A 26,218-nucleotide genomic window follows, 5' to 3' on the forward strand; every position below is an offset into this window, starting at 1 on the left:
TACCGGCTTGCTCCGGCCTATTGTTTTTAACGCCCTATTCGAGATTGCTGTGCCGGTTCAACGCTGCTTCATTCCCCGATTTCTGCTGTTCGGCAATTTTCAGGCAAACCGCGTCAAAAAACAGATGAACAGACTGGTCGAACAATGAGCTGAGCGGCTGTCTGCTTTCAATTTCTCCCGGCCTCCGGTATTTCGTAGCAGACGGAATATGAACCACGCTATCCGAAGTTTGCGCAAGTCTCGAAGACGGATCAGAAGTCACACCCACAACAGATACACCATTCTTTTTCGATTTTTCCGCCGCTTGCACCACATTGGAAGTCGTGCCGGAACCAGAAACTGCAATCAATAAATCTCCCGGCTGAATCGAAGGAGTGATCGTCTCGCCGACGACAAACACATGGAAACCAAGATGCATGAGCCGCATCGCAAAAGACTTGGCCATCAGCCCCGAACGCCCCTCGCCCAATACAAAAATGCTTTTCGGAGAAGCAAGCATATCCGCCAGCTTTTCCACTTGTTCCCCGTCTATTTTTGAAAACACCGTTTGAATTTCATTTAAAATGACTTCTATTTCCCGATTCATTTCAATGCCTCCCAAGCTTCTTTTATCTTTTGTGCCGCAAGCAAAGGATCACTTGCCTTGCTGATTGCTGAACCAATAATGAGCACATCCGGCTGAAGGGCGCGGACGGCAGCCAAATTTTCCAGTGAAATGCCCCCGGCTACTGCAAGCTGCTGGTTGCGTGATGCTGCGCGGCGCCCCCACGTTCCGCCTCCGCCTTCTTCCTGCTGGTCCTTGCTGATATGCTGGCAGACGATGATGTTTTCCAAACGGGCAATCTCCTTCTGTTGATGCGCCGCTGTATTCAAAAGGTCAACCATCACTTGTCTATCAAACTGCCCAGCCGTATCCAAACACGTACGGAGCGTGACAGGAGGGGCCGCCCCCATCACAGTCGCAATGTCGGCTCCCGCCCGAAAACAAAGTTCAAATTCGTACTTCGCATTGTCGAACGTCTTGATATCGGCTACCACCGTTTTGTCCGGAAACCGGTTTTTTATGTCATAAATGCTTTTGACGCCGAATTCTTTAATTAACGATGTGCCGACTTCAATCCATTCTATCGCTTTTTCCGCTTTCGCTGCAATTTCGATTGCTTCCTGAATCGTGAATCGGTCTAATGCCAGTTGAATCTTCATTTTAAAACCGCCTTTGCTTCAAGATTTTCCGGCGCCAGGGGAGACGCCTGTTTTTTTGCCCGGACCATCAAGGTTAACAGAACCGAGACAAGGAGCGAGATCGCCATAAAGATAAAAGATGCCTGCGTGCTGCCCGTTGCCCCGTTTAAAAATCCGACAATGTATGCGCCAACAAAAGAGCCTAAAGCACCCATGCTGTTGATAAACGCATTGGCACTTCCTGATACATTTTTCGGCAAAATTTCCGGCATGATTGCGAAAAACGGCCCGTATGGTGCATACATGGCGCCTCCTGCAATGACAAGCAGCGCGTAAGAGAACCAGAAATTGGATGAACCGATCAAATAAGAACCGTAGAAGGCAATGGTGCCGATCAATAGCGATACCCAGACAAATGTTTTGCGATTTAGCGTTTTATCGGAAAAATAGGAAACAGCGATCATCCCGATTGTCGCCAGTAAGTATGGAGCGGCAGACAGCCAGCCCGTTGCCACAATATCCATATGGGAGGCCGCTTTTATCATGGACGGCAGCCACATGACAAATCCGTAGACGCCGATGCTCCATGCAAAATACTGAACCGCGAGAATGAGCACCGTTTTATTGCGGAACATTTCTTTATACCCCGCTACTTTGATCATTCCTTTTTGTTCTTCTTTCATTTCAGATGCGATGTTTTCCTTTTCCTCATCCGTCAGCCACTTTGCTTCTTCCGGCTTATTTTCAACCAGCTTCCACCAGAAAAATGCCCAAACGATGGCCGGAATTCCTTCCACAATAAACATTCCCCTCCAGTCAAGCACCTTTAACAAATAACCGGAAACAATGGACATCCATAAAACGGTGACAGGATTGCCCAAAATTAAGAAGGTGTTGGCACGGGAACGCTCTTCTTTTAAAAACCAGTTGCTCAAAAAGACGAGCATTGCCGGCATCACGGCAGATTCCACGACACCGAGGAAGAACCGGATCGGATACAGCCATGCGACATTATGGACCAGACCGGTTGCAGAAGCAAGCAGGCCCCAGAGAATCAGGCTGACAAATACGAGCTTCTTGGCACTTCTTTTTTCTGCATACGCCGCGCCCGGAATTTGAAAGAAGAAATAACCGAGAAAAAATAATGCCGATAAAAAGGAGGCAACACCTGTAGTTATATTTAAATCGTGCGCCATTCCGCCCGCTGCGCCAAAGCTGTAATTCGCCCGGTCGAAATAGGCAAGGCTGTAGGTAATGAAAGCGATTGGAACCAGATGCAAAAATCTCTTCTTGCTTGCGACATTTCTCAACGACTTTTCCATTCCAAAACACTCCTTTGTTGTGGGTTTAACCGTTTTTCACCGAATGCCCGTTCATAAATGCCAACAGTTCTTCCCGGGTCGGAAGCCCGTTTTTATCCCCGGAAGACATGGTTTGTAAAGCGCCGATTGCATTCCCTCTTTCCGCTGCTTCAAATGGAGTTAAACCGTCGAACAGGCCGCTTAATACACCGGCTGCAAATCCGTCTCCAGCACCAACCGTATCCACCACTTTGGTAACCGGGAAGCCTGGAACGGTATGCGCTTTCTTTTCCGTTGCCACATAGGCGCCTTTTGCCCCGAGTTTGACAAACACCATTTTGGCACCGTGTTCAAGATAATATTTCGCGATATCTTCAGGCGCTTGATAGCCGGTCAAAATTTTCCCTTCTTTGATACCGGGAAAAACAATGTCGGCCTGGCAGGCGTATCTTTGAATCGTTTCCGCCATCGTTTTTTCGTCTTTCCACATGGAAGGGCGCAAATTCGGATCAAACGAAACGATACTGCCTTCTTTTTTGGCTTTTTGTATGAAAGCTTCGCTCAGTTCCCGTACAGACGGGGAGAGTGCGAGCGGGATCCCCGTTAAGTGATAATGTTTTGCATGCATTTCTCTGAGTTCAGGGAAATCTTTGATCCCCATCAGGCTTGCGGCGGAGTTTTTACGGTAGTAATAAACACCCGGATCGCCTTCCGATACTTTTTCTTTCAATTGAAATCCCGTCAAGTTTTCTTCGTCTCTTTTAATCAAGGAAGTATCCACTTTTTCACGCTGCAGTTCCTGGATGATATAATCGCCAAGCGGGTCTGTTCCGACTTTGCTCAGCCACAGTACCCGGTACCCGAGGCGAGAAAGTCCGATTGCCACATTTGTTTCCGCCCCTGCCAGTTCTTTTGTAAAATGCCGGACCGAGGCGAGCTGTCCGGGTTCTTCCGCAATAAACATGCCCATCGCTTCTCCGAATGTCAGCACATCATACACTTTCATTTACGAACACCTCTTCTTTCAGCAGTTCGATGTAATCTTTCAAATCACTTGTAATCGGAAATTCTAACGCAATCGCGGCTTCTTTTGGCAACAGATGCAGCAACCGTTTCCATTTTTGCCTGCCGTTTTGGCCAATTGGGATCGTTGCATAACCGGATGCCGTTTCCACCACTTCTTTCACGTGAATGTATACTACCTCGTTTTTTAAAGCGGCAGCGGCCTCTTCAGCATCTTCCCCTGTGTAAGCCCAGTTGCCGATATCACAGGTAAAACGGATCGGAATGGCCTTGCTGCGGCATGCTGCAAAAAATGGCGCGAGCCGCTCTGTTTTTCCCCCGAGGTCCGTTTGATCATTCTCGATGGTCACCAGGATGCCGGCATTCGAAAAGCAGGCGGCAGCTTTGGCAAGCGTATCCACATCAGATAGACCCTCCCGGTAGTTGCCCAATGAAAATTTGATGAGTTTTGCCCCGAGCTCCACAGCCTCCTGCCTATAAGGCGCCACATCGATAACTTGATGATCCTCCCCAAATAAAGAAACCGGGCAGGAATAGTAAGGGATCAGCCCCGCCTTATCGAGCATGCCTTTCACCGCGGGTAAAAGAGAAGACGGGTCTTCAAGCAGCTCCCGCCGGATTTCCACCCCGTCACATCCGGCCTTGCGTATGGCGGCGAATAACACCGGGTAAGATAAAATGGCAGTATCCTGAAATGCATTCATGGTGACAAATAAATGGGCCATTGGTGTTTCCTCTTTTCTTGTGTGTTGGAACCGAATTTCTTGGGACCGATACCATTTTTCAAATGCCGGATCTGTATTTTATAAATTGAATAAAATATCGCAGCTCTGTTGCCTGCTGTAAAAAATAGTCATCGTGCAAATTGGTGCTTGGGAACTTAAGTACAACTTATATAGTTTGCAAAATTTCCATGAGCAGTGCGATGTGGGGATGTTTTTTGGATTTTCCCGTTTACTCTATTTATCGTTTTTCCTGTTTTTGATCTTTCCGGGAGCTCTCTTTCTTTTTTTATGGGACCGTTACCATCAAAAGGGGAAGCTGCCACTTTTGTCTTGGCCAATCCCATGTTGACAGCTTTTCAATCCTGCGAGCTGATCCTTTGATGCAGGATTTCAGCCTGTATCGTCGCCTCTTTCGGTGAAACCGATCTCATTTTTCCTTAGGGGGGAAGTTATCTCCCCGGGGCAGATTCCCTTTCAATCAAACGCGTCTGGTAAGAGATCGTCTGGACCGGCGATTCGTTGTCCGCCAGCCGTTTTAAAATGAGTTCCATTACTGTTTTACCAATTTGATAAGTCGGCTGTTCAATGGTGGTAATGCCTGAAAATACGGCAGCTGCCCACTCCGGATTGTCAAAGCTCAGAAAACCGGTATCGTCAGGAATTTTATAGCCCTGTTCTTTCAGTTTGATAATGATTTTTAACGCGATGACACTGTTTCCGGCAATGATGGCCCTTGGTTCTTTGCTGGTGCGGGACAAAAACGTATTGAGCTTTTTCTCCAATTGGCTTTCGTCATTGAGATCCACTTCAAACAAATCTTCCAGGCTCGGGTGACTGGGATTAACAAGCCGTAAAGCCTCCTGAAATCCTGTATACCGTTCGTGCCGCGGGCTGAAATGTGCAACCGGCTCTGTAAAATAGCCGATTCTTTTATAATTTTTCTTTATCAGATAGGACACGGCCTGCATCACGGCCCCGCGGTTATCAATTTCAACGGTATCAAACGGCAGCTCAGGAATTTTACGGTCAACCAGGACAATCGGGGTTTTGCCGTTTTCCGACAAGGTTTCCAAAAAGTCGCTGTTTCCTCCTGTTGTTTGAATCAGCAGCCCATCAATCTTGTGGGACTGCAGCATGGAGATATACTCGCGTTCTTTTGCCGGCTGGTTATCAGAGTTGCAAATCAGCAAACTGTAGCCATGCTGCTTGCAGACATCCTCAGCTCCCCTTAAAATCGCCGTTGTATACGGGTTGGTAATATCCGCAACCAGCGCGCCAATCAAGTAGCTGTGGCTGCTTTTCAGCCCTCTCGCCAAATTATTCGGGCGGTATTGGAGTTCATCGATCACCTGCTTGATTTTTTGCTGGGTTTTCGGTGACAATTCATGAAACCGGCCGCCTAAATATCTCGAAACGGTCGATTTCGACACGCCAGCTTTTTTTGCCACATCGTAAATCGTGACTTTCGCTTCTTTTCCCCTCATGTTGTTTACCATCCATCTTTAAAATGAAACCGGTACCATTTGACTTCATTATAACAAAGTGAGAGGAGCTGTCAATCAAAAATGAACGGAAATTTTTTCCGACTCCTCCCGGTTTTGTGCCGCAGCATATGAAAAAGAGCTCTTTTTCAAGAGCTCAGTTTTTAAATGAGTGAATCGGGGCCGGGATTCTGCCGCCGCGGGCAATGAAGTCCGCTGATGAAAAGGAATGGACGCCCATCACCGGCGCATGTCCGAGCAGGCCGCCAAATTCGATCGTATCGCCAACCTTTGTGCCCGGTGCCGGAATGATGCGGACCGCTGTCGTTTTATTGTTAATGACGCCAATTGCAGCTTCGTCCGCGATCATTGCTGAAATCGTTTCTGCCGGAACATCGCCCGGAATTGCAATCATGTCAAGGCCGACGGAGCAGATCGCGGTCATCGCCTCCAGTTTTTCGAGATTCAAGGACCCGCGGTTGACCGCATCGATCATGCCGGCGTCTTCAGAAACCGGAATGAATGCGCCGCTTAAGCCGCCAACATGGCCGCATGCCATGACACCGCCTTTTTTCACGGCATCATTCAGCAAAGCGAGCGCCGCCGTTGTTCCGTGTGTACCGACAGACGCAAGGCCCATTTCTTCCAAAATATGGGCCACAGAGTCTCCAACAGCCGGTGTCGGGGCAAGCGACAAGTCGACAATCCCGAACGGAACACCGAGCCGTTTGGATGCTTCCATGCCGACAAGCTGGCCCATCCGCGTAATTTTAAATGCGGTTTTCTTGACCGTTTCCGCAACGACATCAAACGGTTCGCCTTTCACTTTTTCAAGGGCGCGTTTTACCACACCCGGGCCGCTGACGCCGACGTTGATGACGACATCCGCTTCACCAACACCGTGGAACGCGCCAGCCATAAACGGATTGTCTTCCACCGCATTCGCGAACACAACGAGTTTTGCACAGCCGAGCCCTTGCGTATCGGCAGTCAGCTCGGCCGTCTTTTTGATGATGACACCCATATCACGGACCGCGTTCATGTTAATACCGGAGCGAGTCGAGCCGACATTGACCGAGGCACAGACCCGTTCGGTTTCAGCCAGTGCCCTTGGAATCGAATCTATCAATATTTTATCGCCTTTGTGGCAGCCTTTTTGCACCAGCGCCGAAAAGCCGCCAATAAAGTGAACGCCGACTTTTTTCGCAGCCGCATCAAGGGTCTTGGCAAAAGCAATGTAATCTTTTTCGTCCGTTGCCCCGGCGATGAGGGAAATCGGCGTGACCGAGATGCGTTTGTTAATGATCGGGATACCGTATTCCGATTCAATCTCTTCCCCGGTTCGGACAAGGTTTTCTGCCAATCGCGTTATTTTATCATAAATCTTCCGTCGCACCTTTTCCCCGTCCGCGTCAATGCAGTCGAGGAGCGAAATGCCCATTGTGATGGTGCGGATATCGAGTTTTTCTTCTTCAATCATCCGGATGGTTTCAAGTATTTGTTTCGTTTCCATGATTGTCCCCCGTTTTTACAAGCTGTGCATCGATTGGAAAATTTCTTCGCGCTGAATTTTGATTTGGACTTGCAGTGCTTCGCCTTTTTTCGCAAGGGCTTGTTTGATTTCATCAAAATTCGCTTCAGCATTCGACAAATCGAGCATCATCATCATCGTGAAATAACCGCTCATGATGGTCTGGCTGACATCGAGAATATTAATCTTTAATTCTGCCAGCTGTGTGCTGACACCGGCAATGATGCCAACCTGATCTTTGCCGATTACTGTCAAAATTGCTCTCATTTTGTCCACTCCTGTTTTGTAAAAAAATTCATATCCTTACTATCACAAATTTTTCCGGTCTTGTCTATGTATATTTTTGGAATTTTTCATTAAAAAATAGGGCAGCAAGATTGAAACTCCCCTGCTGCCCTTTTCGCCGGAAACGGATTTTCGCAAACTTTCAGTATCATATAGAGAACAAGCACACCGGCAACGAGACCGGCACCCGCAAGCCGGTTTTTCGTTGCATAATTCTAATCTGAGTGGAGACGCCGTCTGCTAAAAATCATATGTTAAAAGCTGTTCTTCCGCCACCCGGGTCAGCTTTCTGCTGTCAATCATATTCGTGATATGCGGTGTAGGCACTGCCTGCTTAAAGCATGTCAACAACGATCCTGCGCTCAAACTGTTTTTTCTTTGCACTGCCCAGGCTTAGCTTTCGTAGCTGTCAATCATATTCGCGATATGCGTGTAGGCGCCGCCTGCTGCAAGCGCGCCCGCAACAAGGATGGCTTCCGCAAGTTGTTCTTCCGTTGCGCCCGCTTTTTGCGCCTGTTTGGAATGAAAATCAATGCAATACGGGCACTCGGTAATATGGGCGACCGCAACAGCAGCCAGTTCTTTGACAAGTGCAGGCAGTTTGCCGACTTTCATAGCAGCAGCACCGAACGCATTGTAGGCCGCGAAACCGTCTTTGGCAAGATGGTTCATGTTGGCAAGTTTTTTCATATTGGATTTTTTGTAAATCGTATCACTGGCATCTTCAATCAGGGCAAGCTGCATATGGACACTGTGGGCCACCGCGCCGCCTGCTTCCAGTGCCGCTGCCACAAACGCCGCTTCTGTAAGTTCTTCGAGACTGACACCCGCTGCTTTTGCTTTTTTCGTATGAATGTCGAGGCAATACGGGCATTTTGTCGCATGGGCCACGGCGACGGCGATGATTTCTTTGTCCCGGGCAGAAACGGCACCGTCTTTAAACACTTCGGCATTGAGGCGGTCAAAAGCAGCCGCCTGTTCCGGCGCAAGGTCTTTTAATTTCGATAGATGTTGCAGCATATCTTTTTCATAATACGACATAAAGGACACTCCTCCCAATTGGAATACTTGTTTTTCATTATAGCCCTTCCATCTGAAAATGAATATTCATCTGCTTTTGTGTGGTAAAATGGGAAGAAGATCAATATCAGGATGGTGATGGTTTTGTTTGATTTTGATACAGTCATTGAGAGAAAAAATACCGCTTCTGTTAAATGGGAGCAGGTCAAACAGGTCTTCGGGGAAGAAGATGTGCTCCCGATGTGGGTGGCCGATATGGATTTCAACCCGCCGTATGAAGTGGCGGAAGCGATTAAAAAGCGGGTTGAACACGAAATCCTCGGATATGCGTTTGTGCCGGATTCCACTGCAGAAGCGATTCAGGCATGGCTGAAAAAGCGCCATAACTGGGACATCCACCCGGCGTGGATCGCGTACTGCACCGGCATTGTGCCGGCAATCAGCACAGCCATTCAGGCATTTACTGAACCGGGCGATAAAGTACTGCTGATGTCTCCGGTGTACCATCCGTTTTTCCATATGGTTGAAAAAAACGGCCGCGTTGTCGTAAACGCGCAGCTGAAGCTTGTGGAAAACCGGTTTGAAATCGACTGGGAGCAGGTTGAAGCGCGGCTAAAAGAAGGGGCAAAGCTGTTTTTAGGCTGCAATCCGCATAATCCGGGCGGGCGCGTCTGGACGAAAGACGAGCTTATGAAAATGGCGGATCTTTGCGCGCAGTATAACTGTTTGTTTTTGTCCGATGAAATCCACTCCGACCTTGTATACCCGCCGCATACCCATGTGCCGGTTGCTTCTCTCGGGGACAAGTACCGCGATATGACCATCACCTGCATTGCGCCGACAAAAACGTTTAATCTAGCCGGGATCAAAGCTTCTGCCGTCATCATTCCGAACCCGGAACTGCGCAAAAAGTTCAAAGATGTGCAGGCGGTAAACGGGACATCTGCCTTGAATACATTTGGCATTGTCGGCATGGAAGCAGCATACCGACACGGCAGCGAATGGCTGGATGCGCTCCTTGTTTACTTGAAGGAAAATATTGATACAGCGGCACGGTTCATCGCGGAACGCCTGCCGGAAATCCGGGTGATGGAAACAGAAGGTACGTATTTAATGTGGCTCGACTGCCGCACATATGGCCTGGAAGAAGAAGCATTGAAAGACCGTTTATGGAAAAAGGCAAAGCTCGGCGTCGAAATTGGCAGCAAATTCGGCCCTGGCGGAGAAGGCTTTATCCGCATGAACATCGCCTGCCCACGCAAAATTTTGATGGAAGGCTTAAACAGGCTCGAAAAGGCCTTTGCGTAAGGAAAAGGCCGGCCCAAAAAACTTTGGGCCGGCCCGGGTTTTGGGCGCTTACAATGCGGGATGAAGGAGTTTTATTTGGAAGGGTCAGTATTTTCTGCTAGCCCTAAATATTGTTGCCGTTAAACCGGATGTTATTGCTTTTTTCAAGGTACTGGATCGTTTCTTGCACGTTTGCTGTTATCAATTGAAGCAGGATATCAGCCTTTTCTTTTGATGTAGTGAACTACCCTCCACTTATCAACCTTACGGTCTGATTGAAGTGGGGGCTTCTCGGGTAATCCCGTCTAATGACAGAAAATTGACCGAGCTAACCCTCTTGTTCCAAAAGTTTTGTTACTTATGATAACGCTAATAAGCGTATACCTTCATTTTTGATATTGATTGCTGAATTGTGATCGCGATCTAATACAAAGCCGCAAGAACATTTATATACACGTTCAGATAATGGCATTTCTTTTTCCTTGCCGCAACATGAACACTTCTTAGTGGAGGGAAACCACTTATCAATTTTCACAAGTTGTTTCCCTTGTTCTTTTAGCTTATACGCTAAGAAAGTAGTGAACATACCCCAGCCGTTATCATGAACGCTTTTCCCAAAGTGAAGGGCTTGAGACATCCCTTTCATGTTCAAGTCCTCAATCACGACAGCATCAAAGTTAGAAGCTAATTCTTTTGACTTATGATGAAGAAAATTCATGCGTTGGTTCGCCACTTTCTCATGTAACTTAGCCACTACTAGTCGTTGCTTGTTCCAACGTGCAGAACCTTTCTTTCTTCGAGAAAGAATTCGTTGTGCTTTTGCTAATTTATTTAAGGCTTGCCGATAGTAACGTGGGTAATTGGCTTTCTTACCCTGTTCACTCTCGACATATAGACCATCCATAGCAAAATCCAAACCAACAACTTTCTGTATTTTAACTGGACGAATATCTTTCTCATATTCTGTCAAAATTGAAATGTAGTACTTGCCTGTCTTTGTTTTAGAAATAGTGCAAGATTTGATTTTATAACCAGCAGGTATCTCTCTATGCTGTTTCATTTTTATTGGCTTTTTGATTTTTGGCAGTTTGATATGACCATTTTCTAGCTTAATATTTCCGTTGACCATATTAGTTGTATAGGATTGTTTTGCTTTACGATTTTTGAACTTTGGAAAATCCGCATTTCCTTCAAAGAAATTCTTATAAGCAGTCTGTAAGTTCATTTGTGCATTTGCCAAAGCTAAAGAATCCACTTCTTTTAGGAATGGAAATTCACTTTTATATTTTGCAGGAGTCGGAAACTTTTGCTTTTTAAGCAATTCTTTATCATCCTTGAACTTTTCATACGTTTCTTTGCGTTCAGCTAACATCTTATTGTAGACAAAGCGAACACAACCAAATGTCTTAGCTAATAGTGCGGATTGTTCTTTGTTTGGTAACAAACGAAACTTGAAAGCTTTGTTTTGCTTGGCCATATCAATTCACCTCACTTTGTGCGGAAAAATTTCGTATATATTGATTATATCGTAAAAATCCGTACAATCAATATGAGGTGATAATCATGAGAGAAGAGAAAGAACGTGTAGAAATTCGTATGCCTAAGACGATATTAGAAAAATTGGAGCAATATCAAAAAGAAAATGGGATTCCAACTAGAACAGGCGCAATCTTAGAATTGTTGAGAAAAGGATTGGAAAAATAACTTTGGCTAAAGCCAACCGAAATTCATCTCCCACCTACTCATTGGTGCGATTCGCACCTTCACATTCCTTGAGGATGGGAGACTTCTTTCGGAAAGCCGTTAAAAACATGTAAATATATAGCCAAATAAGTTGCTGGATAAAAGTTCGGGGTTATTGGCATATTGCGCACAGTTAAAACTGATAAAGAGGGAATGCGGGGGCAACACCTCATTTTCCACACAGCATTTGTAGATTAATTCCGCAGTGTAACTTTTGCCTACCCCGGTCGGCCCGCAAAGCATAATCGGCAAGCCGCCCGGATAAAAAATGGACGTTTTAATTTGTGTGATGGCTTTTTTTAAACTCCCTTCCGCACCGATTAATTCATCAAATACATCATGCTTGTCATTTTTTGGCGGTTCATACTCCTTTAATTCCTGAAAACTATCCAGGATGCTTGCCGGAATGTTAAAAAATTTTTTCTCAAAAACGGACCGGCTTAAAAAATATACAGGCCTTGTATTGATTTTTATGACCAGGTTTTCCTTAACCAATTGATTCAGGTATGTGCTGACCGTATTGCGTTTGACATGGAATACTTTCTGCATGCCGTTCGCAGTTAACTGTTCTGAGGGATGTTCCCAATCAAATTTTTCAGTTTCTTTACTTAAGTAAACCAAGATGTCATTTTTTAAAAACATTCCATGTTCACTCCCTTCGTATTCATTTCAAAAATTTTATCCTCATCATCACTCATATTATAGCAGAAGATGCGGAAACTTTTCGGCAAAATCCGATGAAAATATTTTTCATATTGGAATAATCAAAAAATTATGCAGAGCATTTGCCAAAATTCTTGGTTTTTCACCATTATTCTAGAAAAAATTTTCTTTCAGACTATGAAGAGTTTGGTTATGGCAAACGGAGAAATATAGAACAGTCAAATGGAGAAAATGCATCGGATGGTTGGGGTATGAAAAACAGCCGGCATAAGTTTTCAAGCGAAAAAAAGGAAAAAAGCAAAACACAAATGAAGCAGGGCTTGCTGAATGCATTCATCCAGCAAGCCGGGACATATATTAAACCCCCTTCTTAATGAAGCAGGGAGTAAGGAGTTTTCAACAATCGCTACTTTTTTGATTTGCACATTTCTATAAGCGTTTCAGCTCTTCCTCAATCGGTGTATTCCCCGAAACGAGGTCAAATGCTTTCCGGTATGTTTTCGGTTCGTCGAGGCTTGCAAGAATGGTGCGCGCGACGTCTTCACGCGGAATGGTACCGCGTTTTAAGTTTTCTGATGCTTCGATTTTTCCGGTGCCGGGATCGTTCAGCAAACCGCCGGGACGGATGATCGTGTAGTTCAGCTTGGTCGACTGGAGCACGCGGTCTGCATAATGCTTGGCAACATAATACGGCTTGATGGCCTCACTCCAATTTTCGCGGTGGTTAGCCTGGAGCGCACTCACGATCATGAACCGGCTGATGCCGGCCTTTTCTGCCGCCTCCATCGTTTTCACCGCGCCGTCCAAATCGATAAGCAGCGTTTTGTCCGCGCCTGTGTGCCCGCCCGAACCGGCAGTAAACACAATGCAATCGCAGCCCTTTGCCGCTTCTGCCAGTTCATCGACGGTGCCTTCCAAATCGGATAGGACCGCGTCCACACCTTTTTGCCTGAAAAATTGGGCCTGTTCTTCTTTCCGCACCATGGCGCGCGGGATATGGCGGTCACTTTTTTGTAAAAGGTCCACAAGGATTTTACCGATCTTGCCGTTTGCGCCAGCAACAAGTACTTTCATTCAGTCCATCTCCTTTCGTTTTCTTCCATTATTTCAAATAGAAAACGGAGAAGCAAATGATGAAGACGGGGCGTGGATGCTGCATACTTAGGGCTGGAACTTCCATTGTTTCCCCGGCAAAGCAAAAAATCCGCATCTTTCCGCGGATTTTCACTCCATAATGGACACACCTTTTTTAGAAATATGAAGCGCAAGCGGGGTAATGCCTGCCGCTTCCCATGCTGCTTTCAAGGCGGCAGCTTTCTCTTCCCCCGCTGCAAATGCAATGCCGCAGTCTCCGCCGCCCGAGCCCGATGATTTTCCGGCACCGAAACGGCCGGCAATGTCTGCAAGTTGCTTCAATGGCGCCGTTTCAATGGCGGTGTGGGCTGCTGCTTCGAGCTTCTGCAAAGCACGCCGGTTTTGCCGGATACTTTCAAATACGCCGGCCGCATCCTGCTGCATGAAACTTTCCGCCAGTTTATCCACTGCGGCGGTACTTTCTTGCAAAAATGCCGTGTATGTTTCGGTTGCCGCCTCCCGCAATTTGCCGATACGCTCCACCATCGGCCCGGTTGCCACCGCTTTCCCGGTCCAGCCTGTGCAAAAAATGAGGCCCGGGGGAAGTTCCAATTTGGAAATGGCCAAATGCGGCCATGTTTCTGCCAGCAATTCCGAAATCGTGCAGCCCGCTTCCAACCGGGAAAAAATCCAATCCGGCCTGAATGCGGCATATTTCAGCATGCCGCCGTACACGGAAGCAGCAAGATCCGCGCCGGACCCGTTGCCCTGTGTTTTCAGATGGGCCACGGCGGCCAGTTTAAAAATCGCTTCCTTCGTATCCGGCATCCCTTGATGGGCATGCAAAAGGGCGGCAAGGACGGCAGAAAGAATCGCTGCACTGGAACCGAGCCCGTATTTTTGCCCTGTTGCGGGATCATCCAATTCACTCGTTACCGTGATGTGAAGCGGGCGGAGCGGTATCGATTTTTCCATAAGCAGCCGGTAAAAAACGGCGAGTGCATTTTGGATAAACCGGAGTTTCGAGTCATCGTGGTCAAAGCGGACTTCCCCGTTCTCCACACGCCACGCTGCATGCGGAATGCCAATCTGCGGCAAAGAAAAAAGATTCTCCGTGCTTTCTTTTACCTCTATTGTGATGTACCGGTCTACCGCGGCAACCACAGCAGGGCAACCGGGTTCAATGACCGCATATTCGCCGGCAATCATCAATTTGCCCGGCGCCTTTACTTGAAATTGCATCCCGTTCATCTCTTTCAATCCTTTTTAGGTCGGTTTACCCGTCAAATTTGCAAACATCGCGTCCAATGCCCGCCTGCTACACCCGCTTTTGCGGACACATCCTCTGTCTAACTGGCGAACGGCAATCCGGGCGTTTCCCGCGTCAAAAGCAATCCCCAAGGTGTTTCCAAAAGCCGTGTGAAAAGGGTTACATTCGCACAGCCGCAACCCGGTTACGGGCATGGCGCCGCCAAATAGCGCGAAACAGGCCGAAATGGTTTTTCAGCCGCAGCTGCAGAAGGAAAGCGGCATTTTATAATCACGAAAGAATGCCCTAACATGGATGTTTTGGAGCTTCCCTGCCGGCGTTCCAAAGTCCCGGAAAAAATTAAAACGGGCCGTATTGAATGCCCGGACCCGGATGGCAAACCAGCACCTCGCGGACGGACGGGACGGCTGCAAGCGCATTGTACACCGTCTCTTCATCTTTTCGTTCACACAGCACTTTTACATTCGGCCCGGCGTCAATTGTAAAATAAGCTTCAATCCCGCGTTCGCGCAAAAGCGCCACTTCCTGCATAACATCGAGCGTCGCACTTTGCCAGTATAAAAAGGGCGGGTCGGCGCTGATCGTTGTCGCATGCATTTTTAACGCATTGGCTTCAAGCACGCGCCCCAAAAGCGCAAAATCGCGCGCTGCAATCGCGGATTTTGCGGCGGCCAAATCTTTTTCCACGGTTTCCATCCAGGCTTTATAAAACGGCGACGTGGTGACCGTCCGTTTCATCCCTTCCCTGCTCGAAATTTTTTTCTGCTTTGATTCCACCAGGCAAGATAAAATGCTGAGATTCCAATCGTCTTCGCCAAGAATCGGAACCGCGTACGAATCGGAACCATCCGCTTTTTCACCTTTTTGCCACTCAACAAAACCGCCGTAGATGCTGCGGCAGGCGGACCCGGAACCTTGGCGCGCCAAGATTGACAGCGTGCGCCCGTCCACCTCAATGCCGAGCGCTTTAACAGCCGCAGCTGCAAGCGCCGCCATACCGGATGCGGAAGAGGCAAGCCCGGCAGCGATCGGCACTTCGTTTTGCGATTCTATATATGCATATCTTTTTTCTCCCGCAAATGCCCTGATCTTATCCATAAAGCGGGAAATTTTCGCTGTTTCCGCATCAATGGCCGGTTTTCCGTTCAAAAAAAACACATCCGCTTTTAAAGCGGGATCATAAGCCACCTTTGTTGTCGTATAAAACCTGTCCAGCGTAATGGACAGGCTGCTGTTCATCGGGAGAAAAAGCTTTTCGTCCCGTTTCCCCCAGTACTTGATCAGGGCAATATTCGTATGGGCCCTCGCTGTTGCCTCCATCTTTCATCGTTCCTTCCAGTCAAAATGCCTTCCTGAGAGAGCTGCTTTGAAAAGGGCACCGTTCTGCCAATTCTATTCCCGCTGCCGGACAAAAAAGCGCTTTGGCCAACTGCCTCCAAAGGAAAATGCCTCAAACATTTTATGGCAAGAGGCAACTGCCCGCGATTCCCCATTCTCAGCAGCCTTCGCACCGCTGCCGGATAAAAGGGGCCCCTTTGCCAGCCGCTTTAACGGAAAATGCCTTCTCATGATCCGCCCGGCTTCAAAGGGCCACCTTCTTCCTTCCCATCACTGCCGGACAAAAAGAGCTGCCCGCTACAAGCAAAAACAGGCAGCCTCTTTCCATGAAGCATCTCCTGTTTACGGGGCTGTGCTATCATGTTTCTATTGCGGGATCACGGTCATCCTTCCAGCGAAAATTGCCATACTTGCGCGGCGCCTGCTTTTTGCAGGGCTTGGGCCACTGCTGAAGCTTTTTTCCTGCTTTCGGCGAGCGAAATAATGCAACCACCCCGGCCCGCGCCGGTCAGTTTGGCACCGAGTGCGCCGGCTGAGCGTGCTGCAGCGCACAATGCGTTAAGCCCTTCGTCGCTGACACCCAAAACGGAAAGTTGTGCATGTGCTTCATTAAATAATCGGCCGAGATGCAATCCGTCTTTTTCAATCAATGCCCTTCCCGCTTCGTGCACGATTTCGCCTAAACGGTTGATAGCGGACTCCACCGTTTTCGGGTCAGAACCGCTTTTTTCGCGGATGCTCCCGACCGCCATTGCCGTATTATGCACGCGCCCGGAATCGGCGACCACCAGATAAAACGGAAGCGAAAACGGAAGCGGCCGGGCCGCCTTCCCTTTTTCAAACCAGATCGGATCATTGCTGATGACCGCCATCATATCGATGCCACTCGGATTCCCGTGGGCAAAATTCTCAGCAATTTGGACAAACCGTTCGAGTTCCATTTTCGTTAATTGTTTTTCAAAAAAAGCATACAGCCCGCGGACAATGGCAACGGCAACAGCGGCACTCGAGCCAAGCCCGCGCCCGATCGGAATGGTCGACTCCAGTTTAATCGCCAAATTTTCGGCCGGCTTTTTTAACGTACGGAGGATTTCTTTGACACATGCTCTGATTCCGTGAAGCCTTTCCGGCGCTTTATCCAGTGCCCCTTTGTAAAACCGGCAGTCAATGGAGAGCGGGCCTTGTTTTTGGATAACTGCCGTTTCAATTTTCACATGATCAAATGGAAGCGCGATCGCCGGTTGCCCGTAAACGACAGCATGTTCCCCCGCTAAAATTAATTTTCCGTGTGCCGTCCCGGTTGCTGTATTGCCGGGAATTTTCATCATGTTTACCCCTCGCTTTCCCTTGCCAGACCGATGCGCGGTTTTCGGGAAAATTTTTTTCAAAAAAGCCCTTCATTGTGCCGCTCCTTAAAAGGTGCCATACAGCAAAAAAGTCATCTATGTTATCCAGCGGTGAAGGAGTCGCTGGCAAACCTGTTTATCCTATTCAATCCAGTATCGCCACTTTTCGACAATGCCTATTTTATCGCAACAGGACGCGTGATGACAATGGTTTGGGCCTTGAGCATATATATGAAAATATGGGCCGGATTCCCGAAAGTTCCAAAAGAAAACCGGCCGTTGGAAATCCAGCTGTAATCCGGTACTTATAAAACCGGTTCGTGCGAAATTCACTTAAGGGCTGTGTCCGTGCATCCGCCTTTTGCGACGGATGTGGAAAGATTGCTGTGCCCATTCCCGTTTCTACAGGTGATGAAACGAGAGAATCCATTTTTTAAATCGGTGCCAAAAAATAACCGCTCATGGTTGTGAGGCTATCCACAAACAGAGCGATCACAGGATTTATTTCACGGTATCGTGATTCCCCGTCCATTCTATCGAAAATTGATCTTATTTGCAATAAAAGCGCAACGATTTGAACATAATGGAAGTGATAAGGAGGATGTTTTGTGAAAGTCAGCGTCATACTTCCCGTTTACAATGTTGCAAATTATTTGGATGACTGCATGGAAAGCCTCGCCCGCCAGACCTTGCCGGCTTATGAAATCATTGCCGTTGATGACGGTTCAAAAGACGGGAGCCGGAAAGTTTTGAAAAAGTGGGCAGCGCGCCTCCCGCAGCTGAAAATCATCCGCCAGAAGCATAGCGGCGCACCGGGCGGCCCCCGGAACAAAGGGCTTGCGCTTGCCACCGGCGATTACATTCATTTTCTTGATCCGGACGATTATATTGACCATGACTTTTACGAAAGTTCATTTGCCTGCATCCGCAAGCACGACCCCGATATCGTCGTGACGAATATATACAAATTCAATTCCAGGCAAAAATGGCAGGTGTATACGTTTAAACTGCTCGGGCTGTTTGAGGAAAGCCGGCTGACAAACTTGTACGAAACGAAAAACCTGATCCATAACCTGGGGCCTGCCAATAAAATTTTCAAACGGGATTTTTTAACGCGGAACGGGCTTCGTTTTCTTGAAGGCTGCCGTTTTGAAGATGTCCACTTTATCACCTGCTGCCTGTACCTTGCAAAAAAAGTGTTCATCCATTGCGGCACGCATTACCACTGGCGGAAACGCGAATCTTTGCGTAATTTGTCGATTACGCAAAAGAATTTTATGTTCCGCGCTGTCGCCGACCGGGTGCGCATCCACCGGGAAATTGATCGGTTTTTAATGGCACAGGGGCTGCTCGGCCACCGTTACATTAAAGATATCCGGGCTATCCTCGATTTTACGCGTTATGCTTCGAATTTGTATCGCTACCTGCCGCATGCCCGGCGCCGCTTTTTTCCGCTTGTAAACCATTATTTGCAGGACATTGACGAGCGGGCGTTCGACTATGTGCCGGAACCGGAGCTGGTGCGGGCGCGCTATTTCTTCCTGCGCAACGGAATGCCGTTTGAATTTGCGGCAACAGCAAGCGTTTCGCGCGGGTATTTGCCGGTAACGCCGGACGGCTGCTTTGATTTCCGCGCCTTTAAAGGAAAGCATGATTTCGACCATCTGCTTCCTGACGCTGTCCGCGTGCCGCCTGGGTTACAACCGGAAAAAGCGGAACTGCTTGCCGGCGACTTATGCAACCGCGCCCTTTCTTTAAAAGGGTTCGGCCAGATCGGCTATTTGCCGCCGCGCTCAAAGCAGGAAGCGGGCATCACGGTGATTTTGCAAAACCGCACCACAAAGGAGGAGCGGCGGATTCCGGCTGTGATCCGGCTGTTGCCGCAAAGAAGGATGCGCTTTGTTGCTGCCGTTGATATTGCGCTTTTAGCGGACTGGCTTGCATTACAGCAGACGGTGGATCTTTTTCTTGAGGTCAAAGCCGGCACTTTGCTGAAAAAACTCCGCCTTCATGCCGATCCGCATGCGAAACTCGGAAACTATGGCAGATGCGGGGAGCTGTCGGTCACAAAGTATGGGAATGTTTCGATCATCCCGGCTGCGGCGGAGCAGCGGAAAAGAGCATGATTTCCATATTTTGGTTTGTTTTATTTCGTGCCTGCCGGGAATAGGAGCAGTGCAAGGCCAATACATCTTAAAAGAAGGGACTGGTAAAGTTTTTGATGAAAGACTTGACAGCAACTTCATCTTCCGTATTTGGCACTGCATTTGTCCAGCGGGCAAGTGGGACAACCGTCCGGAACCGATATACTTTCGGTGAAGGTTCGTGTCCGCCTACTATTTGAAGCCCCGGACTTATCTGAGGCCAGGTTTGGATAAGTCCGTACTGGACGTCATCTGAATATCAGATTTGGATGAGGCAAAAGGCGCAATCCGATCGGGTTGCGCTTTTTGTCCGTGTGCTCGAATATCCCTCCTGGTATACTTTGGAAATTCTGGCATTGCTGCCTGCAGCACAATCGCTTTATTCCCCGCTCGGTTCATGTTAGCATGAAGATAGGAATACACGTGATAGAAGGAAAGCGATACGTTGAGGTGAAGAAGATGAGTGGAATCGTTGGGTACATTGGCAGACATTCGGCACAGCCGGTTCTGCTCGATTGCCTGAAAAAACTGGATTACCGGGGCTATGATTCAGCAGGCATTGCCGTCTCCGATATGAAAACCATCGGCGTCCGCAAAGAAAAAGGGCGCGTCGAAGATCTGGAAGCTTCCCTCCAGCTCGAACCGATTCCCGCCGGATGCCTTGGGATCGGCCACACAAGGTGGGCATCACACGGAATGCCGACCGTTGAAAATTCCCATCCGTTATGTGATGAAGAAGCACGTTTCTACGTTGTTCATAACGGAATTATTGAAAACTACCAGCAATTAAAAAAATTCCTTATCGCGCAGGGGCATCGTTTACAAACGGACACCGACACAGAAGTCATTCCATATCTTCTCGCGCATTATGATACCGGCAATTTTGAAGAAACCGTGCGGATCGTCATTCCGCAATTAAAAGGTGCGTTTGCGCTTGCGATCATGGCAAAAGATCACCCGAACCAGATTATCGCCATTTCTTATGATAATCCGCTCATTATCGGCTTTGGCAGCGGGGAAGCGTATCTCTCCTCGGATATCCCGGCGCTGCTTTCGTATACAAAAGAAATTTATCCAATTAAAAACGGCGAAATGGCCATTTTGACTCAGACCAATGTGGAAATTAAGACACTTTCCGGGGAAAAAATTTTGCCGGAAAAAACATCCGTGCGCTGGAACCAAGACGAACTCAACCTGCAGGATTACGGTCACTACATGTTAAAAGAAATCATGGAGCAGCCGGAAGCAATCAAGCGCACGTTAAAAGACCGGCTGACAGAAAGCGGTGTCGTAATACCCGAGGTGGACGATTTTTTCGCAAGGCGCAAGCTTACAGATCCGGAGAGAATCACCATTGTCGCAAGCGGCACCTCCCATCACGCCGGCATGATCGGCAAAAAGATTCTCGAAACCATGCTTGATATACCGGTTGAAGCCGCGATTGCATCTGAATTCAGATGTGAGCACGGGCGGTTGGACGAAAAAACGCTCGTCATTGCCATCAGCCAATCAGGAGAAACGGCGGATACCATTTCCGCCTTGAAAGAAGCGAAAAAGTCCGGGGCAGCGGTGATCGCGATCAGCAATTACCGAAAGAGCACGCTGGCGCGGAAATCGGATTGCGTAATTTATACGCATGCAGGGCCGGAACTGGCGGTTGCTGCAACAAAAGCCTATACAACCCAGATTACGGCGCTCGTCCTGCTTTCGATTGTCCTGGCAAAAAAACTGCACGGTTCCGGCGAAGGCCAAATCCCCGCCCTGCTCGATGCCCTTCATTCACTTGCTGATGACGTGGAAAAATGCCTGGTGATGACACAGGATGCCATCGATCAGTTTGCACAGGTCACAAACGACCAGGAGCATCTATTCCTGATTGGCCGCGGGCTCGATTATGTGCTGGCGCTTGAAGGGGCGCTTAAACTCCAGGAAGTCGCCTATCTCCATGCGGATGCCTACGCGGCGGGAGAAATGAAACACGGCACGATGGCTTTGATCACGCCGGGTGTTCCGGTCATTGCCCTTGCCACCCAGGAACATTTGCGCGACAAGGCCATAAACAATATTAAAGAAGTAAAGGCACGCGATGCATATGTCGTCGGGATTACGACAACGGGAGATGACGAAGTGAGCGCCGTTGTGGACGAAGTGCTCTACATTCCGGAAGCACACCCGTTTCTCATGCCGGTCCTGGCCGCCATCCCGCTGCAGCTGCTTGCTTATTATGCCGGCATCGTACGCGGCTATGACGTTGACCGCCCGCGCAACCTGGCGAAGAGTTTAACCGTCGAGTAAAGGGAAATCGCGTGAAACTTTTTCAGTCCATGCCTTTCACACAAAAACCGCCCGGGAAAAGGATCCTGGCGGTTTTTTCTCTTTCGGGGCAGGCTCCCATTTGATTTTTTATCATATAATAAGCATTATAAATAATTCCATTTCTTTTTATTTACAGCAATAACCCCTAATCCATATTGATTCCCATTCTCAATTATTCAAAAAAGTTTATATTAATTGAGAATAAACGCTATTCTTTTTCTATTCTTCGTGCTACAATACAGGTGAAATAAGTTTACTCAGGAAGAGGTGTGCGATGATGCCGGAATATGATTATCACCACCTTCCGCATGTCAAAGTCCAGTCCGCATCAAAAAAAGCGTTATGGGCAACGCTTGTCCTGACCTTGCTTTTCACGTTTGTTGAAATGATCGGCGGCCTGATTTCGCATTCGCTTGCTTTGCTTTCCGACTCGGCACATATGGCTTCAGATGTCATTGCGCTCCTCTTCAGCATGCTTGCTTTGTTCATGGCGACACGCCCGCCAAACCGCAAATATACATTTGGCTATTTGCGCTTTGAAATCATCGCATCGTTCCTGAACGGGCTTGCGCTCACGGGCATTTCAATCGGCATTTTCATTGAAGGGATCAAGCGCCTCGTCCATCCGCAACCCATTGATTTTAAGTGGATGTTTAGCATTGCCGTGACTGGGCTTGTTGTGAATATTATCCTCACCATTGTGCTGCACCGGAGCACAAAAGAAGAAGAAAACTTAAATGTCAAAAGCGCGTTATGGCATTTTATCGGTGACTTATTGAATTCGGCCGGCGTGATTGTTTCCGCCCTGCTCATTTATTTTACGGGAATGCACTTCTTTGATCCGCTCATCAGCATCGCAATCGGCGGCGTCATTTTTTACGGCGGCGCCAAAATCATCCGCGCTTCCTATTTGATCCTGATGGACACCGTGCCAGAAGGGTTTGATTTAGAACAGATCCGCACAGATATGTCTCAAATTGAGGGCATTGAAGACGTCCATGACATGCATCTTTGGAACATTACTTCCGACCATTGTTCGCTGACCGCCCATGTCTTTGTCAAGCATTCATCCGAACCGATGCGCGTCATTTTAGCTGTAAATCAGATGCTCGAACAAAAATACGGCATCCGCCATACAACCATCCAGACAGAAGACCCCGCCATCCATGACCATACCGATTATCTCCGGCAGAAAAACCGGACTGTTTCACTGTAGCTGCTGCTCAGCAGGTACAGTATTTTTGTTTTCCAGCCAGACAACCCATTTGTAAAACCCGGCCACAATGAGCAAGAGAACTGGATTCACGAGTGCCGAAACCATAAAGCTCCACCATCCGTAATGAAAATAGCCCCATGGTGCCGGCAGCAGGGTGATCCACTCATACCCCAGCATCAGCACTTCCCAAACAGCAATATAAAGTATCTTTTTTGGCCATCTTTTTCCAAACGGAAACCAGTTAAGATACAAAATATTCACAGGCGGAAGCAAACAAATCATACCCGGGAGATTCTCCCAGTCCACCCCTTTTGTAAAATACCAGTAGCCATGGTACTTGTAATCGATATATACATCAAAAGCCAGGTGGGAAGCTATGGTAAACGTCCAAATCTGTACGATCTGCCCGGGGGAAAGCCGCTTATTGGCACAAAAAACAGCCAGATTAAAAACAATGAGGGAAACAACATACCCAATCATGTTTGATCCTCGCAATCAGCGTTAACGTTTTTCAATAGCTTATGCACCCGCCGGTTTTCTATACAGCCGCCAAATGGGCAGCGGGGGGAACGCATAGATTTGGGCTACTTGTACGCCAGGCCAATGCTTCTTAGTTTATGATTCAGAAACCGAAATTCCAAGATTGCTTTTTTATCGGGGCAGCCAATCATTCGGGCTTTATTCTGTTCCCCTGTAACCGGATAAAAATTTTTTCCGGCGGCCTTCCAGCAAAGTGCCGGGCCTCCGGTGGCATTACAGTTTACGGTCTAATGCGCTGCCTCGCGCACGATTTGTGCCGCTGTTAGTGCATCCACGCGCAAAAAGGAACAAAGCGCTTCATCTGGCGCATCCCGGCCAAAAAGCAAATAGAACTCTTCTATCGCTTTACGATGCGCATCTTTACTGGCATGCCCGCAAACCTGGCAGTGCCATGCGCCATTGTTAAAATCCATTTCAAAACGGCGGCACAGCGGGCACCCGACCCCCGTATACATTTCGCTTTGGTCAACCGGCCACGGACAGATCCCCGGATTTTCGCGGCATTCCAGCAAATGCTTGTGCCATTTTTTAAAATGCTTGCCGTCCAGGACCGGCTGGCTGTATGTTTCCTGCATCTTTGTCACTTTATAAACAACCTGGCTTGCCGGACAGATCTTCAATTCATCTGCTGAATTGGCAACAGGCATTTTCAGCTCGGCCCCCTCATGGCAAAGGACAAGCAAATACTCTAGCGGCAATTCGGGCAAATGCCGCATTCGGGCCCATGTACATAAGATTTCTTTTTGTTTTTGCAGGCGTGCAAATGGTTCCGGCCAGCCTTTTTCCTTCCCGCCTTTTTGCTGGATAAGCTGGGCAAAAGCCGGATCCGGAAAAATCGCGCCGGATAAATGATTGTAGCCTGTAATCAACACAAAATTTCGTGTGAGAATCAACCCGTCCAGGCATGTGTTTGTTATGGGGAGTGCATGGTAAACATAGAATTGGCCAGACGGAAGAATCTCCAAAAACCGGTCTGCCCGCTTCTCCCTTTTATATTTTGCATCCCACTTTTTTACATCCCTAGCAATCTGCCCATACAGCGGATGCCTTTCGGGCAGCCTCCCCAGCAGCGCCTCTCCCGCCCGGATTTGCGCGGGGTATTCCCGCTGTTTTACAATCACGTCCAACTTCCCCTTTTTTAATGATTTTTTTTATTTTATTCGCAGTGGGAGAATAAATATGTTAAAATTAAGAATATTGTAGTGGGAGGTGCTGTTTGTGCGTCTGTATTTTGATCGGTTTGAAAATGACCAGCCTGTTCGTTCCTGATGCGGGGGACGAACAGCCGCTTCGAAACCCCCGTCTGGCTGTTAGATAAAAAATAAAGACGGAGGTTGATGATTGTGAAAAACAAATGGGCAGGCGCACTTTGCCTCACGCTTGCATCCGGCATCTGGGGCGGGATGTATGTGGTCAGTAAATATGTCTTAAACTTCGTACCGCCGCTTACGCTTTTATGGCTGCGGTATATGATCGGTTTTGCCGCACTGTACGCGATATTGCATGCCGGCAGAAAGAAAAAGGAAAAGGTAAGCCTTACAAAAAAAGACTGGCTGCTGCTCGCCTGGATCGGGTTTATCGGCTATTTTGCATCCGTTGCCATGCAGTTTATCGGGACGCAAAAAGCGGACGCCCATACCGGCGCGATCATTACATCCGCTTCTCCGGTTTTTATCGTGATATTCGCGCGCTTCATTTTAAAAGAAAAATTGACCGCGCGCAAAATACTGGCGCTGATTACCGCATCCGCGGGCGTTGTCATCGTGATCGGCTGGGACATTCACGTGCAAACCTATTTTTGGGGCAGCCTGATTCTGGCTGGAGCGATGATTACATGGGCACTTCTGTCCGTTTATGTAAAAGTGGCTTCCTGGAAAATGGATTCGTTAACCATTACAACATATGCCATTTTGTTCGGGCTGCTGTTTACAACGCCTTTTGCCGCCCGCGAAGCCATGATGGCCTGGCCTGTATCATCGGGCGGTTTTTGGGGGATGGCAGGTATTTTGTATCTCGGCGTCATCTCTACAGCCGGCGCTTTCTTCTTGTGGAACAAAGGGCTTGAAATGGTAGAGGCCGGCAGCGGGTCACTGTTTATGTTTTTGCAGCCTGTCACCGGCTCTTTTCTCGGCTGGCTTTTGCTCCATGAAAACCTGAACGGCCGCTTCTTTCTCGGCGGCGCCCTGATTCTGGCTGCAATTGCCATTTCGTTGCTCCCGGAAAGGATGCGCCTCGCACCCCGGATGGAAACGCCAAAAAATATATCGGATTAAAATAGCATCATAAGGCAAGGCCTGTCGCACCGGTCTTGCTTTTTTGTTTCTTTTTTTGCAAATTTGCAGGAATTTTTGCCGCTTTTATCGAAAAGGGAATAAAAAGGTTCCGGGAGGCAGAACAATGGATCGGTACAGTTGCTTGGCATATCTTTTGTTTCAAACGGATGATAACACGGTAAAAGAAGCGGCAATCCGCCTCGTACAGGGCAGCCTTACGCTCAAAGAGGCAAAAAACGACAGCACGCTCAAGCCGTATCTGGAAGACTGTGAAAAACGGCTGAACATACAGCCGCCGGATGCCGAGCAGGTTTATGCATTTATGGAAAATTATATATACGCCGTATAAAAAGCATCTGGCAGGGCAAACCGGCGAACTTCTAAATGGCAGTCCCCGCTTAGGCTCCGCAAGCGGAAGTGTGCCGCCGTAAACGTATGCCCTGCCTCGCGTAGTGATTTT

24 protein-coding genes are annotated in these 26,218 nt (G+C 48.2%); 7 read left to right on the forward strand and 17 right to left on the reverse strand.

Annotated elements, in window-relative coordinates:
• Window positions 1-34 precede the first annotated feature (34 nt).
• The 9 genes from hxlB to BCOA_RS22090 form a co-directional block, all read right to left on the reverse strand.
• Window positions 35-586 carry a 6-phospho-3-hexuloisomerase gene (hxlB, locus tag BCOA_RS22050; RefSeq protein ID WP_014096325.1) on the reverse strand — a complete coding sequence of 184 codons (552 nt, stop codon included), beginning with the start codon at window positions 584-586 and terminating at the stop codon, window positions 35-37.
• Complete coding sequence (gene hxlA, locus BCOA_RS22055) at window positions 583-1,203, reverse strand: 3-hexulose-6-phosphate synthase (RefSeq protein WP_014096326.1); 621 nt, start codon at window positions 1,201-1,203, stop codon at window positions 583-585. The genes hxlB and hxlA overlap by 4 nt, the downstream gene beginning before the upstream one ends.
• On the reverse strand, window positions 1,200-2,504 hold the full coding sequence (locus BCOA_RS22060; RefSeq protein ID WP_014096327.1) for an MFS transporter: 1,305 nt from the start codon (window positions 2,502-2,504) through the stop codon (window positions 1,200-1,202). Before BCOA_RS22060 ends, hxlA begins: the two co-directional genes overlap by 4 nt.
• Before the next feature lie 25 nt (window positions 2,505-2,529).
• Window positions 2,530-3,489, reverse strand: coding sequence for a sugar kinase (locus tag BCOA_RS22065; RefSeq protein ID WP_014096328.1), 960 nt, complete (start codon window positions 3,487-3,489; stop codon window positions 2,530-2,532).
• Window positions 3,476-4,231 (reverse strand): sugar phosphate isomerase/epimerase family protein, encoded by a 756-nt coding sequence (locus tag BCOA_RS22070; protein ID WP_014096329.1) that lies wholly within the window; start codon window positions 4,229-4,231, stop codon window positions 3,476-3,478. The genes BCOA_RS22065 and BCOA_RS22070 overlap by 14 nt, the downstream gene beginning before the upstream one ends.
• A gap of 449 nt (window positions 4,232-4,680) precedes the next feature.
• On the reverse strand, window positions 4,681-5,715 hold the full coding sequence (locus BCOA_RS22075; RefSeq protein WP_014096330.1) for a LacI family DNA-binding transcriptional regulator: 1,035 nt from the start codon (window positions 5,713-5,715) through the stop codon (window positions 4,681-4,683).
• 154 nt (window positions 5,716-5,869) lie between these two features.
• On the reverse strand, window positions 5,870-7,225 hold the full coding sequence (locus BCOA_RS22080) for a PFL family protein (protein ID WP_014096331.1): 1,356 nt from the start codon (window positions 7,223-7,225) through the stop codon (window positions 5,870-5,872).
• 15 nt (window positions 7,226-7,240) lie between these two features.
• A complete protein-coding gene (locus BCOA_RS22085; RefSeq protein WP_013858224.1) occupies window positions 7,241-7,510 on the reverse strand; it encodes an ACT domain-containing protein in 270 nt (89 codons plus the stop codon).
• Between the two features lie 411 nt (window positions 7,511-7,921).
• Window positions 7,922-8,569 (reverse strand): carboxymuconolactone decarboxylase family protein, encoded by a 648-nt coding sequence (locus tag BCOA_RS22090; RefSeq protein ID WP_014096332.1) that lies wholly within the window; start codon window positions 8,567-8,569, stop codon window positions 7,922-7,924.
• Window positions 8,570-8,686: 117 nt separating this feature from the next.
• On the opposite strand from BCOA_RS22090, the gene BCOA_RS22095 reads away from it, so the two are divergent.
• Window positions 8,687-9,856, forward strand: coding sequence for a MalY/PatB family protein (locus tag BCOA_RS22095; protein WP_014096333.1), 1,170 nt, complete (start codon window positions 8,687-8,689; stop codon window positions 9,854-9,856).
• A gap of 337 nt (window positions 9,857-10,193) precedes the next feature.
• Here BCOA_RS22095 and BCOA_RS22100 read toward each other — a convergent pair whose 3' ends face one another.
• Window positions 10,194-11,312, reverse strand: a complete 1,119-nt coding sequence (locus BCOA_RS22100) for an RNA-guided endonuclease InsQ/TnpB family protein (RefSeq protein WP_014096334.1) — start codon at window positions 11,310-11,312, stop codon at window positions 10,194-10,196.
• An 86-nt stretch (window positions 11,313-11,398) separates the two neighbouring features.
• Here BCOA_RS22100 and BCOA_RS35295 point away from each other — a divergent pair, with 86 nt between their 5' ends.
• On the forward strand, window positions 11,399-11,539 hold the full coding sequence (locus BCOA_RS35295; protein WP_014095675.1) for a hypothetical protein: 141 nt from the start codon (window positions 11,399-11,401) through the stop codon (window positions 11,537-11,539).
• A gap of 99 nt (window positions 11,540-11,638) precedes the next feature.
• Here BCOA_RS35295 and BCOA_RS22105 read toward each other — a convergent pair whose 3' ends face one another.
• From BCOA_RS22105 to mvk, 5 genes are all read right to left on the reverse strand, one after another.
• Window positions 11,639-12,220: a sigma 54-interacting transcriptional regulator gene (locus tag BCOA_RS22105; RefSeq protein ID WP_014096335.1), complete on the reverse strand. Its 582-nt coding sequence runs from the start codon at window positions 12,218-12,220 to the stop codon at window positions 11,639-11,641.
• A 450-nt stretch (window positions 12,221-12,670) separates the two neighbouring features.
• Window positions 12,671-13,315: an SDR family oxidoreductase gene (locus tag BCOA_RS22110; RefSeq protein WP_014096336.1), complete on the reverse strand. Its 645-nt coding sequence runs from the start codon at window positions 13,313-13,315 to the stop codon at window positions 12,671-12,673.
• A 150-nt stretch (window positions 13,316-13,465) separates the two neighbouring features.
• Window positions 13,466-14,566: a phosphomevalonate kinase gene (locus tag BCOA_RS22115; RefSeq protein ID WP_014096337.1), complete on the reverse strand. Its 1,101-nt coding sequence runs from the start codon at window positions 14,564-14,566 to the stop codon at window positions 13,466-13,468.
• A 358-nt stretch (window positions 14,567-14,924) separates the two neighbouring features.
• Entirely contained in the window at window positions 14,925-15,905 is a 981-nt protein-coding gene (gene mvaD / locus BCOA_RS22120; RefSeq protein ID WP_014096338.1) for a diphosphomevalonate decarboxylase, read from the reverse strand.
• A gap of 401 nt (window positions 15,906-16,306) precedes the next feature.
• Window positions 16,307-17,251: a mevalonate kinase gene (gene mvk / locus BCOA_RS22125; RefSeq protein ID WP_014096339.1), complete on the reverse strand. Its 945-nt coding sequence runs from the start codon at window positions 17,249-17,251 to the stop codon at window positions 16,307-16,309.
• 626 nt (window positions 17,252-17,877) lie between these two features.
• Here mvk and BCOA_RS22130 point away from each other — a divergent pair.
• From BCOA_RS22130 to BCOA_RS22140, 3 genes are all read left to right on the forward strand, one after another.
• Window positions 17,878-19,395, forward strand: a complete 1,518-nt coding sequence (locus BCOA_RS22130) for a glycosyltransferase family 2 protein (protein WP_014096340.1) — start codon at window positions 17,878-17,880, stop codon at window positions 19,393-19,395.
• 477 nt (window positions 19,396-19,872) lie between these two features.
• Complete coding sequence (gene glmS / locus BCOA_RS22135) at window positions 19,873-21,708, forward strand: glutamine--fructose-6-phosphate transaminase (isomerizing) (RefSeq protein WP_014096341.1); 1,836 nt, start codon at window positions 19,873-19,875, stop codon at window positions 21,706-21,708.
• Between the two features lie 295 nt (window positions 21,709-22,003).
• Window positions 22,004-22,945 carry a cation diffusion facilitator family transporter gene (locus BCOA_RS22140; RefSeq protein ID WP_041817948.1) on the forward strand — a complete coding sequence of 314 codons (942 nt, stop codon included), beginning with the start codon at window positions 22,004-22,006 and terminating at the stop codon, window positions 22,943-22,945.
• Here the strand turns inward: BCOA_RS22140 and BCOA_RS22145 are convergent.
• Both BCOA_RS22145 and BCOA_RS22150 read right to left on the reverse strand, forming a co-directional pair.
• On the reverse strand, window positions 22,937-23,425 hold the full coding sequence (locus tag BCOA_RS22145) for a hypothetical protein (protein ID WP_014096343.1): 489 nt from the start codon (window positions 23,423-23,425) through the stop codon (window positions 22,937-22,939). The genes BCOA_RS22140 and BCOA_RS22145 overlap by 9 nt on opposite strands.
• A gap of 287 nt (window positions 23,426-23,712) precedes the next feature.
• Entirely contained in the window at window positions 23,713-24,606 is an 894-nt protein-coding gene (locus BCOA_RS22150) for an NERD domain-containing protein (protein WP_041817950.1), read from the reverse strand.
• Window positions 24,607-24,828: 222 nt separating this feature from the next.
• Between BCOA_RS22150 and BCOA_RS22155 the strand changes: the two genes are divergently transcribed.
• Window positions 24,829-25,758 (forward strand): DMT family transporter, encoded by a 930-nt coding sequence (locus BCOA_RS22155; RefSeq protein ID WP_014096345.1) that lies wholly within the window; start codon window positions 24,829-24,831, stop codon window positions 25,756-25,758.
• A gap of 124 nt (window positions 25,759-25,882) precedes the next feature.
• Window positions 25,883-26,107 (forward strand): hypothetical protein, encoded by a 225-nt coding sequence (locus BCOA_RS22160; RefSeq protein ID WP_014096346.1) that lies wholly within the window; start codon window positions 25,883-25,885, stop codon window positions 26,105-26,107.
• The last annotated feature ends 111 nt before the right edge of the window (window positions 26,108-26,218 follow it).

Origin of the sequence: Heyndrickxia coagulans 36D1 (assembly GCF_000169195.2) — a bacterium.
In the GTDB taxonomy this organism is placed as follows: Bacteria; Bacillota; Bacilli; order Bacillales; family Bacillaceae_C; genus Weizmannia; species Weizmannia faecalis.